The organism is Chryseobacterium carnipullorum (genome assembly GCF_003815695.1).
Taxonomy (GTDB): Bacteria; Bacteroidota; Bacteroidia; order Flavobacteriales; family Weeksellaceae; genus Chryseobacterium; species Chryseobacterium carnipullorum.
This window is the reverse complement of record NZ_CP033920.1, coordinates 4596764-4611757: the sequence shown is the minus strand read 5'-3', so window position 1 is coordinate 4611757 and position 14994 is coordinate 4596764. Positions and strand designations below refer to the sequence as shown.

The window sequence follows — 14994 nt, the reverse complement described above, 5'->3', positions numbered from 1 at the left end:
GTTATTGTACTTTTCTAAAAATATCCTTACGTCTTCTGATCAAATCTTCCAAAGACTCCGTGTAATGCCATCGTATAACATCGTGAGTTCCTTCTCTTAATATCTGATCAATCATTTGATCACGCTTTTTAACTTCTTCAAGGTCATGTATAGAACCATCACAGAATATTAATGTAAATCCGGAACTGTTCTTATAAACAAAATCTGCATTGATATAATAGCTATCCAGATTTACCTGCGCACGATCGGGAAGTGCATATCCATTTTCGTAAAGATGTTTTATGAGCTTAAGTTCTGTACTACTATTCTTATCGTATGCCTCTAGTAAATAGCGATATTGTTCTCCCCGATCATTTTTACCTCCCTGAACAATTTCAATATCACAATCCATAAGACTTTCAAGCACAGTATGAATTTCCCTTCTATCTAGTTGTTGATGGTGTATCTGATTATAGTAGCTTAATAAGTCCTGATAAGTGGCTTTAGGTAATGATTTGCCCAGTTCTGTTTCTGTCCTGGATTGAGGATCATAATGTATAATCTCATAGGAAGTTCTAAACCATTCTTTCATTTTTGGAGGATCCATTAATTGTGAAAGAATACCAAGAGAGCCTTCTGATGCTTCATGAATAAGAATATTAGGCTTTTCTTTATCTCCCATTACACTTACCGCCATTTCACTTTCTTCTACAAGAAATAATTTTTCTATCCCTCTTTTTAAAGCATAACTTAGAGATACAACCTGTTCAGGTGTAGTTCCAATATTACCTAGGGGCTGAATATATAAAACATCAGCGGTATCTTTAGTGTAAAGCATTATTTCGCTTTCCGTATTCTTTTGTAGTTCCTCGTTATTCTTAAGACTTCTTTCCTGCACCCAAACCCCATTTCTCTGATCAATCTTGAAACCAAAATTTGGTGATCTTCTCGCTTTTTTATTAAGTTTTATAAGGTTTGTTGTTTTACTGAAATATAATTGCAGTAGTTTTTCGCCACCTTTTTTTAAAACCACAGATTCAGCATTTTCAATTCCATGGGGAAAATTAAAATACGAACAAACTTCGTAACCTGCACGACTTCTTTCTTCTTCAATACAAGATATTTTTTGTAATGGAATACCTTCACATTCCGAAAACTCTATAACCTGTGTATATAATTCCATAGCATCTCCTACAAGGGGCTTCTTATTAATCGGATCAATATTAGCCATATTGATTTCTGCATTCATAAAAGCGTAACCCGTCTTACTTGAAACCTTTATCTTTTGTAGGGTATTCTCAAGATCTGAAACCATCATTCGATTAATCCTAAACTTACTTCCGGAATGATAAACCGTATTTAACGGACCAAATTCAGATAAAGCCAAAGCGCGAGGTCTCGAAATAACCTCTACGTCATCTTGATAACTTTTGCCTAGTACAGCTCGAACCGGAAGGCGAGTAAAATTATAACCGGGTAAAAATCCTTCTGCTGCCAAATAACGAAATATATAAAACTCAGAATTGCTTGAACTCTGTTGTTCTTCATTTTTTAGTAAAGCTATTTGCTTTCTCGCAAATCTTTCTTGTTTGGCAGCTTCTTTTCTCTCTGTGCTATCTGATTTATAAGTATGATTGTCCAAAATTGCCTGAGCTTTATTTCTAAGTATACAAGCATTTTGAAACATCGTTATCCAGCGTTTGAACGAAGAGTCAAAATGGACAGTGAATTTCTCAATTTTGTCCAAAATCCATAATTGAGTAAACCAACTGGTTTTATTAAGTTCAGGCAATAAAGAATACGCTATTTTTTCAAATTCTAATAATAAGTCTTTTTTCATTATAGAAATAAGATGTTCTATTCCTCCCAATATATCATGCTTTAAGAATACGTTTCTTTCATCAGATAGATCTAACACGTCTGCGACTGAAGTTTTTAGTTCTTTAATCTCAAGTTTCATCAAAAGAAAAGCATTCAGATGGGAGACAATTAATTCCTCATTAATCAAATCAATCCTGGGCGGTTGCACAATGCCAGCAACCATTTCTGCAGAATTATTGAAATAATTGACATCATGAGGAGACATAGTGGAACAATACGTAAAAACTAATGCTGTTTGTCCACCTCTTCCTGCACGTCCACTTCTTTGAGCATAGTTTGCGGCATTCGGAGGTACATTTCGCATATGTACAATATTCAGATTGGCAATGTCGATGCCTAATTCCATTGTTGGAGAACAATATAAGGTGGATATTTCTCCTTTTCTGAAAGCTTCCTCACGATTAATTCTTTCTTGGGCACCAATTTGACCGGTGTGTTCTTTGGCAATTAACTCTTTTTTGAACTCACTAAAATCAAATTGATATAATTTTTTAAAATATGGATTTGGCTGAAGTTCAAGTAATTCGTTTTGATAGTTGAGCCTTGTTTTATCAATTTCTACAATACCATCTTTATTGTGTTTCCAAATAATATTATCGACAATCAATTTATATAAATTTTGATTAGGCAATCGTTTATCATTTGTTTTTCTTATAAAATTTGTATCGCATAACACTTTCAGAATTTTATTGATCCACAACTCATATTCGTCTTTTTTCAATTTAGTTAGTCCGCACTCAATTCGTGAACGATTTAAATATTTACCTAGACTTGAGCGAACACCAATAGATGCATCGAAAATTCCTTTTATTTTAGGTTTGATAGAACCTACAACCATTACTCGTGGTTTATCTAATTTTTCTTCTACACCTAGTGACCACGGCTTATCTATATCTAATAAATCCTTTATTAATGTTTCAATATTAGCCACATCATCAAAAAAGCGATGGTCTAAAGCAAAGTTTGTTCTAAAATAATCAAGAATATTTTTTAAAATCTCATATCTCTTTGCTGCTGTTAATTCTTCAAATAGATCTATACCTTTAAATTTCTCTTGAACATTAGCTAACTTTTCAAGTTTTTTATATTCAATTTTTATCAATCCAACTTGTTCCAGATTGGGTAAAACATATCGCCACCCTCTTTTTAGGTCTTGAAATGCACGGTATAACAAAAGATATTTAATAGCATCTTTATTCCTGTCATTACCGAAATCCTCATCCTCTGAAGGGTTTCTAGCATAATCTACTTCTTTTAAATTCAATGCTTTCAATAACTCTTCTGCCAATTCATGTACTTCAATGGACTCTCCTTTATGCTTTATTGATTTAAGTAAACCTGCTCTAAAACGAACCGTATTATAGAAGTCATTAAAATGACCAGCCTGTAATGATGCATCTTGCCTATTGTCTGTAAAACTTAATAACTTCTGATCCGCTAAATCTTCATCTGATAAACTTCTTACTACGGACATCGAAAGAATTGAAGTAGCTGTGCTACGTCCTTCAGACCCTAATCTAGCTAGCTTCGTAGAGTCTTTTAAACGACTATCTTCATAAACTATAGAGCATGTGGGATCTAATACTAATGGACTAGGAATAAAATATCCTTTGATCGGAAATTTAGGCTCAAAAGAAAATTGTCCTTCACTATTGAAATATATCTCGTGAGGCATTAACATTTGATAATACGGTGACAAAGCTGTTTCTTGCTTGTTCCACCATTCAAGAGGCATTAAATCTCTGAAATCTTCATTCCAAAATTCTTCATCTTCATCCAATATAATATACCCATATTTGAAATCTCTTATATCAGGATTTTTTTGATTAATGTCTTCTCTCTTTTTATTTTTAAAGTCTTTAATAGAAGTGATAGGTAAAATTTCTGAATTATCAATGTCCAACTCAACAGTCAAAAACTCGTAACCTGAATATCTGGAAAATAATAACGGATATAGTTTTCTCTCTTTACCTTCAATCTTGACGAATGGTTCATCCGAAGAAGTTATATAGCGTGTATTTCTTGGTTCTAGCGTTACCGATATAGCCCCTGTTTGAGAAATGAATTGATGAAAACGGAAAGGAAGAAAGGATTTACGAGTTCCTTTTTTCCTATTATCTTCATTGATTCGCTCTGCCCACTTTAAGAGATCAACAACTGTATTGTGGATTTCATCTTTTGACATAGACGTTTCACAATATATTTTTTCAGTAATCTGATCGATACGTTGTGGCTTTCCTCTTTCTATTATATCTTGGTTGTACCGAAGTGCAACATTCATTTCTAACCAATTAGCAAGATCATTATTTATAAATTCTTCTTCTGAGCCATCTAAACTGATTCCGCTTCTCACAGCATTTGCGAGCTGAAAAGGATTTACTTGTTTAGCAAGTGTGCATGGCTCAAGGTATTCATTAATTACGCATTTATATGAAATTTCTTTACCAAATATTTGTGTGGTAACTTCTGCCACTTTTTTCTTTTTTTCTTCAGGAGACCCGTGTGAAGCCATTGTGGCTGAAGTACCTATAAAAATTAAATTATTCATTACAAGAGCTTGAATTCTCCTGTTTAAAAAACTTACATCAGCACCTTGTCTTCCCCTGTATGTATGTAATTCGTCATAAACTAAATATTTAAGATTTTTAGCCATTGAATCTCTTAACCAGTTCTCAGACTGTCTGGTCATTATTAATTCCAGCATCATATAATTGGTTAAAAGAATGTCGGGTGCATCATTTTTTATCTGATCCCTCTTATTACCAGATTCCTGTCCTGTATATTTTGCAAATGATATGGGAAATCTTTCTGTTGTAAGGCTTTCCAGATGATTAATGATTTCATCTAAGGTTTTATTAGATTTGTCAATATCCGGAAGAGTTACATATTTTTCTAAATAATTAATTTTATATTTCTTTATTTCCTCTTCTTGGGAATTTATTAAGGCATTCATTGGATACACCAATATAGCTTTTACCCCATTTTCCTTTCCGTTACCCCTTTTAAAAAGATCATTAAAAATAGTAGCTAGGAAAGTTAATGATTTACCTGAACCTGTACCGGAAGTTACTACGAACCCTTGATCTTGAATACCTATTTGAATTGCTTCGGATTGATGCCTGTATAATTTGTATGAGCCCAGCGATTTTGCTAAATTAGGATGTATTGTATTTTCCTGAATAAGTTCGTCAAAAGATTGACCTCTTTCAAAAGAAGGGTTGAATTGGATAAGTGGTTCAGGTAGAATATTTTTAACTAAAGTAGAATTATTAACAAAATCTGAAATTCTTTGATCTTTAATGTTTATAAAAGATTGTAAGTATGATTTGTAATCAGATATTACTTTCTCATGAGTTTTAAAGGCGTCCATTCTTAATAGCTTTTAGTAAATATAGTAATTGTGTTAAACATAGAAAAGTATTATAAATCCATACTTTCTTTATTTGCTGAAATTTTTGATGTTATTGTTTTATTTAGAGAATATTTTAACTAATATAAACTTTCCGAAATATTAGCATATCTCCAAAATGCTTGAGCGTTTAATAATCTCATTAAATGTCTTTTAGTTTATTTTGAACTAAGCTAAGAGGGGGTTTTTTAATCGATTTAAAGTCAACTAAAATATAAATAATAACTATCTATTATTTACGGTTTTCCGTAAACTACAAAAATAAAAACCATCATAAAAATTTCGAATTATTAGGAGTCAAAACAATTGGATATATGGGAGAGATGGAAACATGAAAAAATATTCTTGTTTACAAAATCGATTTGCCGCGAACGGTAAAATTGAAATATAGAAGTGGAGAGATACCTTTGTTTACGGTTCAACAAAATGAATTGATTAACACTTAATTCAAGCTGCTAATTCAAGGTTGTAATATTTTAATTTATGAATTCAAAATTTTGTATGTCAAAGCTTGTTGAAACTGTCTGATTTATTTTAATCAATTTTTCAGAATTAATGTTTAATTTGTCAGGATTTAAGGGCATTGCTACTAAATGATATTTTTTGCTTTCAGGATTGGATAAAAAAGTTTTGTCATAACTAAAAATTCCTCTTTTTGCAATTTCCACAAAATCATATATATATTGTTCTATATTGATTTGATTTTCATTATTACCTAAAATTTCTATTAAATTAGGATTTATTTGTATTTCAAATATTGGTTCTAATTGAATTAATGACTCAAAAAATGACTCATTATACTCATCACTATTGAGAAGATTTAGTGGTAAATCTCCTCCAGCTGAGGCTAAGTGAATGATTTTTTCATCATCTCTAAAGAATATATTTAAGTCTAAGGTTCTTTGTTCAATTACAGAATATGCCATATTAAGAAAATGTTATTTGACAATTTTTACAAGTTGGGATTTTTTGCATTGTCCTAGGTCTAATAGCAGGAGAGAAAATTATTTCGTTTAAATTCAAATAAGGAAGCTTTAAAAGCACATAGTTAGCAGCGTTTACTTCCGAGCAACATCCAATAAAATTACCATTCTGTTTACTAAATAAATCTCCAATACTAATTAATTTTTCTCTAAGTTTATTTGTCAATATTAACGGAGAAATTGGCTGAGATCGTTCAACTTTTTTAAAATATGATTTTCCAGCCCCAATTATTGTTGCAGGATATTGTTTCCTCATTTGTAATTTTAAAGCATATTTATATGCTTTTCTATTTAAAGTTGTATTATTCATTTCAAAATTATAAGTCTTTCAGTTAGTTTAACAAATGGCTAATTGTAATGCATTATCAATTCTATCACAGAAAAATTACTCTACTTGAAAACAACAATTTATGAAATCTTTTTCAAGAATCTCAAGGACTTCATTTTCATAATAATATTTTTCAGCTTCAATAACGTAAACTTTACTAAGATTAGTCAAAGGTTTAATAAAAGTAAAATAATTCAATAAATGTCTAGATATCGATTGTGCTCGGGTATTTTTTTTAGGTAAAATTACAAATATCAGAATCCCGGTTTTCTCAAATCTTAGAAAGTGACCTGCTTTCAATAATCCTCCTACAAAAGTTTTTCTGCTACTGGAATTTTCAGATTCTAAAATAACATAATTATTTGTTTTGCAAAGAACAAAATCAGGTTTGTATCCCTTTTCTACTTCTTCACCTTTCGTAAAAACTTCGTAGTCTTTATATTTATGTTTTAGTGATTTAAATACTCTGTCTGAAATCATTTTCTTGGTTCTACAATTACATTTAGATGCAAATTATATGGTAAAGAATCACCATATAGTGCTAAATCAATACCGTATTTAAGGTGGTCATCTCTAGTTTCTTTTAGAATCTTGAATTGAGTAGATAAAACTTTATATTTTACCCCTTCAATATCAATTTCAGTGATTTTAGTTTCATATTCTGAGTCTTCAGTTATGAAAAACATCATTTTCAATTGTTCAAACTCTTCGACATTTGCAAAAGGACGTGATTCTCCATCAAAATAAAAACTAATTTTTGTTTTAATATTGGAATTCGGTTTCATGAAATTTTAATTTTTTATTAATATTAGGATGTAAAATAAGTTCAAAAATATTAAATTTATGGTCGTAGATTAAATTTATGTTAGCACTTTTCAAATAGCAAAATAAAAGTTGTTTCTTAATTTCATTTGCGGGTTTCGGTAAACACAAAAATAAAAATCGTAATAAAATCCATTGTTAGTATTTTTACTGAATTTTCCAGCGATTATAAAAATTCTTTATAATCTATAGAAACAAAAATCCCAACTCTAGTCAGGATTTTAATCAAATCTACAGATCTTAACCGTATTTAATTATTTTAATTGTTTATTAATTGTTTCAAGTAGCTTTTTAATGTTTACAAGTTCTTCGCTTGATAATTTTGTGCTATCATTAGTTTTTGACCACCTAATAAATGCTTTTGCTAATTTATATTTTGAAAATCCTGTAATCTCCTTTGTAAAAATGTCTATTATAGGTCGAGATGGATATGCATCTGATATAGATTTAACATCTACTGAATATTCAGCTTTAGCAATTTCTATTAAAGTTTCTCTGATTAAATCTTCGATTTCAGCTTTAGGAATTCCAGAAACGTAATCTTTAGTCCTTAATATATTTTTTTGCCCTAGAGATGCAACTAAATTTTCTTGTTGCGCAGCTTGATCTCCAGCATTATCACTATCCAATAATGCTGCAACTTTTAAGTTATGAGCATGTAAGATAGTAGCATAATACACAACTTTACTAGCAGAATTAGCGAATACTAAAGCTATTTTTTCATCTAAATTTACAACATTATCATTACGAAGTATTTGTGCAATAGTTTCAATGTACCAATAATCAGTTAATCCTTCAAGAATAAGATTTCTTTGCTGAGTAAATAAACTTTGAGCTAAATCGTAGCCCAAAGCTTCTTGTAAAGGTAATAAGCCTGCAGGATCGGAAGATGAAATTGTAGTATGAACTTTTGTGCCGGTATCTCTGTCGCTTAATTCTATTACTCTAACTATATCTAGTTCATTCGGACCAACTAAAAATGGAGAATGAGTTGTGAAAATTGTTTGATTTTTTAGTGATAATTGATTTAATGTTTCTCTAAATTCTCTTTGTTTTAATCCATGTAAGCTAGTTCCTGGTTCATCCAAAAGCAGTACGGCATTCTTATGTTTATCTTGAGCTTCTGCGAAGAATACCACAAAAAAAGAAACCATCCATTGAAATCCTTCGGATCTTTGATCTAACTCTATTTCAACACCTAGTTCATCTTCCACTGTAACTTTAAGATATTGACCATCAGCAGAAATTCTTATTTTTTCGGCTTCAGGTCTGTTAGGATTTGGGTTCCAAATGTTTTTAATTTCTTTGGTAAGTCGAATACTTGCAGCATTTAATTGATAAGTTCTACTATCAAGTTTATCTTTATACGCTTTTAATGCTTCAGGATCTGATTTGTCAGGACTTTGGGTTTTACCAATATTTGATAATTCACGAGCATCAAAACCTAATAGTTTTAATAAACATAAATTACCATAATCATAATACTTATCATCTTCTAATAATTTTCTTTCTACTCGTTCTGCAAGATGCTCTAAATGAATAGATGGTTTAACTTTAAAAAAGTTGCTAAAAAGTACGAACGTGGGAACTCTCTTTTCTAATATTTTTAAAACTTCATCTTCTTGTTGATTAATTTTTAATTGAGCTAAAAGTTTATCATATCTCTCTTCTTCCTTGGTGTTATCTTCTTCAATGAGAGGATAGAATTTTTCTAAAAGCTTTATTAGTTCCGCTGATGTTACATCATCTATTAAATCATCCTCATTTTTCAGATTTGTTATTTTTAGTACCTGAGCACTCGGTTTGTTTTCTTCAGTATAATCATTTGAAGCCTCATTTTGCTTATCAAGATGAGCAAGCAAGCGTGCGACATCTTTTTTTATATCAACCAATTTTATTTTGTTAGGAGCATTATTTAAATAATGATATGCAGAATTATCTAAATGTATAGTTCTGACATATGTACAATTATGAAATTGAGTTGGTATTGATTCTTTGTCTGCATCATCCAATTCAAATTCCCCAAAAACAACTTCAATATCTTTAGCAAGAATTTTTTCAGTGGTAATATCATTATATAAAGATCTTGGATAATCACGAATAATATCAAAGCCTTCTATATCAATTGGTTTATTTAATTGTTGTAATGCTTTTAAAATTACAGTTTTACCAGCCTCATTGGGTCCAACTAAAATAGTTTTTAGTTTCTCAATATTAAAAATTCCAGTATCCTTCACACTTCTGAAATTTTGAATTCTTGCGTTTATTAGTTTCATATTTTTTATATTTAATTTGGTTATGGAGATATTAGCTGTCAATTATTTTGAAATATAATTTTTTTTAATTTATACAAATTACATTTTTTCCTAAGCTACAAAAATAAAAACCATATGAAAATCCTCGTTCAGTATTTTCACTGAATTTTTCTAGTTAATAAAACTCTGTTTACTCTACAATAATAAATCCCAACTTTCGTCAGGATTCATTACCCTTTCAACTTCTCCTTAGTAACACCGAACTTCTTTGACCAGTAGTCAAGTTCCCAGCTTTCATTTACATTTACTTTGGTTGCATCTTGTGGTCTTCTTTTACCTAAATCATTGCTCATACTAAATAATTTATTGGTTAATAAAAATAAAGGTAAGTAGATTTTGTATCAGATAAATACGGGTTTCCGTAAAGACGAAAAAATCCCAACTCTCGTCAGGATTAATTTTTTACAACTCTATTTCTATTATTTTACTAATAATTATTTTTTATCTCTGCAACATTTACATATTCCTCAATATCAAAATTAAAAAATTCGTGTAAGGTGACATTCAGCTCTCCGAGAGTTACTAATAATGATTCATATTCGAGATTGCTTTTTCACTTCTCAGTCATTTTTTTGTTTTACTATTTAGAACAATTTATTTTTTAGATTCAGATATTCCGATTATTACTCCAAAATCCCCATCGATTTGTTCCCTTTTTTTTGACGGAGCGTACACTCTAGAAACAAAACCATCTAAATAAAGAGCTTTTTTACAACCATATTCTTTAAATAGTTTAGCAAAATTGTAAAAATTAATTTCCGCTTTGGACATTGCAAAAATTAATTCTCCATTTTGTAAAATTCCAACACCATTTCTAATATTCAGATTATTAGATTCTTGTTGGAAAATCGGATTTATTTCTCCGCCATCAATTAAGAGCATTGGTCCAGATTGTGTGGCAAATATAGTTTGTGGCGTTTGTTTGTATTTTTTTGTTTCAATAATATTTGATTCTCCACTTTTGGTTAAATAGAAAATTCCATTCGGCTGTAAATAAAAGTTTCCATTTCCAGTAAGTGTATCTATATTTTTTAAAATTTTAGAATTTTCTATATAAAGACCTTTTGGCGAATTATCATTGTCAAACATTCCACCATTCATTGCAAATAGTAGATTTTGATTTTCAGATTCTAGTCGTTTTTTGAGGCTTTCGATGTTTTTAAAGGCACCATTATTTCCTTTCCAATAAAATCTGACATTTTGCTTTTGCGGATTTGTAATGTAGATTACAAAATCTTTTTCATCCGTAATTTTTTGTCTGCAGGATAAATTAATAAACAGAATAAGAAAAAGTAAAAAATCGATATTTGATTTCAATATAATTTTTAACACGGTACAATTCATTTTTCAATAGCATCTAACACTTAAATATATGCAATTGTTTTGGTGAGCGCGCATTTGCTAATAGTTAGAAATAAAAAATATTACATCTCTCTATATGTAATGTTAACAAAGCTATCACCTAGAATCCCGTGTCAGAAAACTGGCAATTTGCCCGCATTTTGCCAAATCGTGTTGAACTAAACCTCCGGTAGCTTTTCCCTTCGCTGTTTTATTAACTTTGGTAAAACAACAAAAAATCTTTAAAATGGCTACAAAAAAAAATCTCCGGAGGAGTTAAGGGTAAACAAAATTCTGAACCGCGCCTCGAGCGAAGTTAGTGGTTTTGCTGAACTGCTGCAACGCTTTGAGCGGAATATTTCTATCCTGGGCAGGAGCCCCAGAACCTTTGATAATTATTCCCGTCATGTGGCGGCCCTGGCGCTGCATTTTAAAACCCTGCCTACCGAGTTGGATCCCGAACAGGTCAAAGATTATCTTTTTGAACTGCAGCGGCGGAGCAGAACCCCTTCGCAATCGTATTTTAAGCATACTGTATACGGTCTTCGGTTCCTGCTGAAAACTGAGGGTTTGCCTTATAGTTTTCTGCACCTTCCCACCATTGCTAAAGTGAAGAAACTTCCTGTAATCCTGAGTCGGGAAGAGATCTGGCGTATGCTTCAGAGTGCCGAACTCCTGAAACATAAACTGCTCATCGGTCTGATATACGGCTGTGGACTGCGCTGCATGGAAGTAAGGAATATCGAACTTCAGCATCTGGATTTTGACCGGAAGATGTTGCATGTTGTTCAGGGTAAAGGGAGCAAAGACCGTTACGTTCCCTTGTCGGAACATTTGATCCGGGGACTGAAAACCTTCATCAGTATTGAGAATCCGGTTCAGTATTTATTCAATGGAAACCATAACAGGAATATTGAAGAGATTGATGCGCTCAGCACAGGGGCTTCACGGTCTGCCAGCAAAGATTTCGATTCCCGCTACAGCCAGCGCGGTGTGCAGTGGGTAATAAAAACCATTTCTAAAAAAGCCGGCATCACCAAAGACGTTCACACCCACACGTTGCGGCATTCTTATGCCACACACCTTTTGGAAGACGGCGTTCCGATCATCATGGTACAGAAACTTCTGGGTCATGAGCGTATTGAAAGTACAATGGAATATCTTCATGTGTGCCAGCTCTCGGACCAAAAACCGCACAGTCCTTTGGATACGGTATTTACTTTATGCAGCAGGAATGCAGGCCCGAAGTAAAGGTGCGAGTGTAGCAGAAGTTCTTCGCAAAATCAATTTATCATCCCAAAACTTCAGCGTTCATCAGGAAAAGACGCTTAGGGCATTGTCCAACTGCCGGACTTCTGCCTTGGGTGGTCATATTGATACGTGTGATGGTTGCGGAAATCTTTCCATCAGCTACAACTCCTGCCGTAACCGGCACTGTCCGCAGTGTCAGGGACACAAAAAGGAAGAATGGATCCAAAAGCGCGAACAGGACCTCTTGCCCTGCAGCTATTACCATGTGGTTTTTACCCTGCCGGAGGAGTTGAATGGGCTAGCAATATCCCAGCCCCAACTCATTTACAAAGCCTTATTTGAGGCCGCCTGGGCTACTTTAAACCAGTTCGGCAAAACCGAAGGCCTTCAGTTGGGAATGATTGCCATACTTCACACATGGGGACAAAATCTGAGCCTTCATCCGCATCTGCACTGCATTGTGCCGGGAGGTGGTCTCACGATGCAGGGAAAATGGAGAAAGAAAGTAAGGACGGATAAGTTTCTGTTTCCAGTAAAAGCGCTGAGCAAAGTCTTTCGGGCAAAGTTTGTGACTTCCTTAAGAGCCTGTGGAATTACTGACCGGGATTTAATGGAGAAACTCTTCACCAAGAACTGGGTCGTATATGCCAAGCGGCCTTTTGGCGGCCCGAAACAGGTGATCGAGTACTTGGGGAGATACACTCACAAAGTCGCCATCAGCAATCACCGCATAAAAGAAGTGACGGATCAGCAGGTCCGTTTTGAGTACAAAGATTACCGCAAAGGCGGCGAAAAAAAGGAAATGACTCTTGCAAACACGGAGTTTGTCCGGAGGTTTTCGATGCATATTTTACCGAAAAGATTTGTAAGGATCCGGCATTACGGCATCCTGAGCAGCAGCTGGAAGCGTGGGAAACTGCAGGCACTGCAATCCGATTTGAAAATCAGAGTTACTGCAGCAAAACCGAAAACTTTGCTCCGGAAATGTCGAAGTTGCAAGGAAGGAAACTTAGTCACTATAGCTGTTTTCGGGCAGCGCGGTCCGCCACCGGAATTTCTTTTCGTTATCCAACCATTGTCTGCAAAATAACCTTTGCGGGTAAGGGAATTTATATGCTGCAGCGAAGAAAAACCTGCAGAAAACCACTCATAAAGGCTACCAAATGCCACAAAAAAAAGCAGTCATTCCAAAAAACTGCTTTGTTACCCTAAATCCTAAAATCGAAAACTCCATAGACGGCCAAAAAAGCTCCCGGAGCTTCCGTTCAACGGGCTTTCATCTCGTGTCCTGCGGACAAAACGAAAGCTTAGTTATTAGCCGTAGTTCTTGCTATTCTAGTTGGTTTCCATAATCTAGTAAATCAATGTGGACGGGTGTAGCTATATAGTTTCCATTTTCCATACTCTTTATAAAATCTTCTTTGCTTATTCCAAATGCATTTGAAATATAATGAAAATGAGGTTGCCCATTTTTCCAATTTTCTTCCCCTCTCATACTTGCATATGTTACAAACAAGCAATGCCAATCCTCGTCTTTTTCAAAAAAGTGTGATACGATAGATTTTCTGTATCTAATCACATTATTGAGTTGTCCTACAGTCATTTTTGTTTCTCCAACGGTCTTAACCTTTCCATCATCTTTAATATGAATTATTGTAGGCACATCTTTAGGATCAATTCCATTGCTTAATTTTTCAAATAAGTATCTACTATAAACCATACCAAAATCTTCATATGATTTAAAAATTAAAGCCATCAATTGGTCAGGATTTAATGACTGTCCTTTTAGTAATTTTACTTGTACACTTTTCTTAGTTGTTTCAAGTAATTTTAGAAAGTTTTGAGGCACTTCAATTTTTTCAAATTGATCAAAAAAATCTCCTAATATATCTTTAGCCTTTTTTTCAAAAAAATTATCATCTAACAAAGAAGTCAAAAAAGGATTTTGAGCATATAATATATCTCTTAAACCCAAAGCTCTTTTTTCTAATTCAACTTTTTTGTAGTATTCGATAGGATTTACTTTTTCAATTTTTTCTTCACTAAATATTCTAGTAAATCCTTTTTTGTCGTCGTCCCAAATTAATCTTGTATCCATTTTTTTGTAGAATTAACACTAATGACCAAATATACGAAATTATTACACGATTTAAATATTTGTAAACTAATGCATTACGCCTAAATTCCACTCTCTATAACGAAACTTTTTGTATATTTATTTAAGCACATTATGAAAACACAAATCTACATTATTATAACAACCAACTATCATAGATTTTCCGTTTGAATTTACACATTAAAAAAAGAATTGAATAAAACAGAAAATGTTCACCATCTGTGTTAGAATAGGTTGTATAAAAGGTTGAGTAAGAATTTAAATCTTAATCTTTTTTGTTTTTTGAAACAGCATTAAGAATATTGTTTTTTTTCTTATACTCACTAAAATCAAATTCCATATCTGAGATATTTATTTTGAGCCCCGCAGCTAGTGCTATTTTTACCACTGTTGATAATAAAGGAACATTTTCCTTATTAATAAGCCTATAAACCTGCTTTCTATCAATGTTGGCTGCTGCTGCAAGATCTGCCAAATCTATATTATTGTCTTTCAAATATTCTCTAATGTAGTCTGCTACTGCAATACAAAATGTATCTTCAATATTATTCATTCAATAAATGTGACAT

The 14994-nt window shown here is 32.7% G+C and carries 12 protein-coding genes; 2 read left to right on the top strand and 10 right to left on the bottom strand.

Annotated elements, in window-relative coordinates; all coding sequences use genetic code 11:
* Position 1 precedes the first annotated feature (1 nt).
* The 8 genes from EG346_RS21040 to EG346_RS21005 all read right to left on the bottom strand — a co-directional run bounded on the left by EG346_RS21040 (position 2) and on the right by EG346_RS21005 (position 11034).
* Positions 2 to 5230, bottom strand: a complete 5229-nt coding sequence (locus EG346_RS21040; RefSeq protein ID WP_123881333.1) for a DEAD/DEAH box helicase family protein — start codon at positions 5228 to 5230, stop codon at positions 2 to 4.
* Between the two features lie 515 nt (positions 5231 to 5745).
* Positions 5746 to 6195, bottom strand: coding sequence for a hypothetical protein (locus EG346_RS21035; protein ID WP_123881330.1), 450 nt, complete (start codon positions 6193 to 6195; stop codon positions 5746 to 5748).
* Position 6196: 1 nt separating this feature from the next.
* Positions 6197 to 6562 carry a hypothetical protein gene (locus EG346_RS21030; RefSeq protein ID WP_123881328.1) on the bottom strand — a complete coding sequence of 122 codons (366 nt, stop codon included), beginning with the start codon at positions 6560 to 6562 and terminating at the stop codon, positions 6197 to 6199.
* A 75-nt stretch (positions 6563 to 6637) separates the two neighbouring features.
* The gene (locus EG346_RS21025) at positions 6638 to 7060 is read right to left on the bottom strand and encodes a hypothetical protein (RefSeq protein ID WP_123881326.1); all 423 of its coding nucleotides are present in this window, start codon (positions 7058 to 7060) and stop codon (positions 6638 to 6640) included.
* Positions 7057 to 7365, bottom strand: a complete 309-nt coding sequence (locus tag EG346_RS21020) for a hypothetical protein (RefSeq protein WP_123881324.1) — start codon at positions 7363 to 7365, stop codon at positions 7057 to 7059. Before EG346_RS21020 ends, EG346_RS21025 begins: the two co-directional genes overlap by 4 nt.
* 291 nt (positions 7366 to 7656) lie before the next feature.
* A complete protein-coding gene (locus EG346_RS21015) occupies positions 7657 to 9678 on the bottom strand; it encodes an AAA family ATPase (protein WP_123881322.1) in 2022 nt (673 codons plus the stop codon).
* A 209-nt stretch (positions 9679 to 9887) separates the two neighbouring features.
* Complete coding sequence (locus EG346_RS21010) at positions 9888 to 10010, bottom strand: DUF3606 domain-containing protein (protein WP_123881320.1); 123 nt, start codon at positions 10008 to 10010, stop codon at positions 9888 to 9890.
* A gap of 301 nt (positions 10011 to 10311) precedes the next feature.
* Entirely contained in the window at positions 10312 to 11034 is a 723-nt protein-coding gene (locus EG346_RS21005; protein WP_228429350.1) for a phosphodiester glycosidase family protein, read from the bottom strand.
* A gap of 315 nt (positions 11035 to 11349) precedes the next feature.
* Here EG346_RS21005 and EG346_RS21000 point away from each other — a divergent pair, with 315 nt between their 5' ends.
* Together EG346_RS21000 and EG346_RS20995 are read left to right on the top strand one after the other, a co-directional pair.
* The gene (locus tag EG346_RS21000; protein ID WP_394343284.1) at positions 11350 to 12309 is read left to right on the top strand and encodes a tyrosine-type recombinase/integrase; all 960 of its coding nucleotides are present in this window, start codon (positions 11350 to 11352) and stop codon (positions 12307 to 12309) included.
* Entirely contained in the window at positions 12293 to 13399 is a 1107-nt protein-coding gene (locus EG346_RS20995; RefSeq protein ID WP_079467321.1) for an IS91 family transposase, read from the top strand. Before EG346_RS21000 ends, EG346_RS20995 begins: the two co-directional genes overlap by 17 nt.
* A gap of 240 nt (positions 13400 to 13639) precedes the next feature.
* On the opposite strand, the gene EG346_RS20990 is transcribed toward EG346_RS20995, so the two are convergent.
* Together EG346_RS20990 and EG346_RS20985 are read right to left on the bottom strand one after the other, a co-directional pair.
* On the bottom strand, positions 13640 to 14407 hold the full coding sequence (locus tag EG346_RS20990) for a hypothetical protein (protein ID WP_123881316.1): 768 nt from the start codon (positions 14405 to 14407) through the stop codon (positions 13640 to 13642).
* Between the two features lie 283 nt (positions 14408 to 14690).
* On the bottom strand, positions 14691 to 14978 hold the full coding sequence (locus EG346_RS20985) for a helix-turn-helix domain-containing protein (RefSeq protein ID WP_123881314.1): 288 nt from the start codon (positions 14976 to 14978) through the stop codon (positions 14691 to 14693).
* Positions 14979 to 14994: the final 16 nt, after the last annotated feature.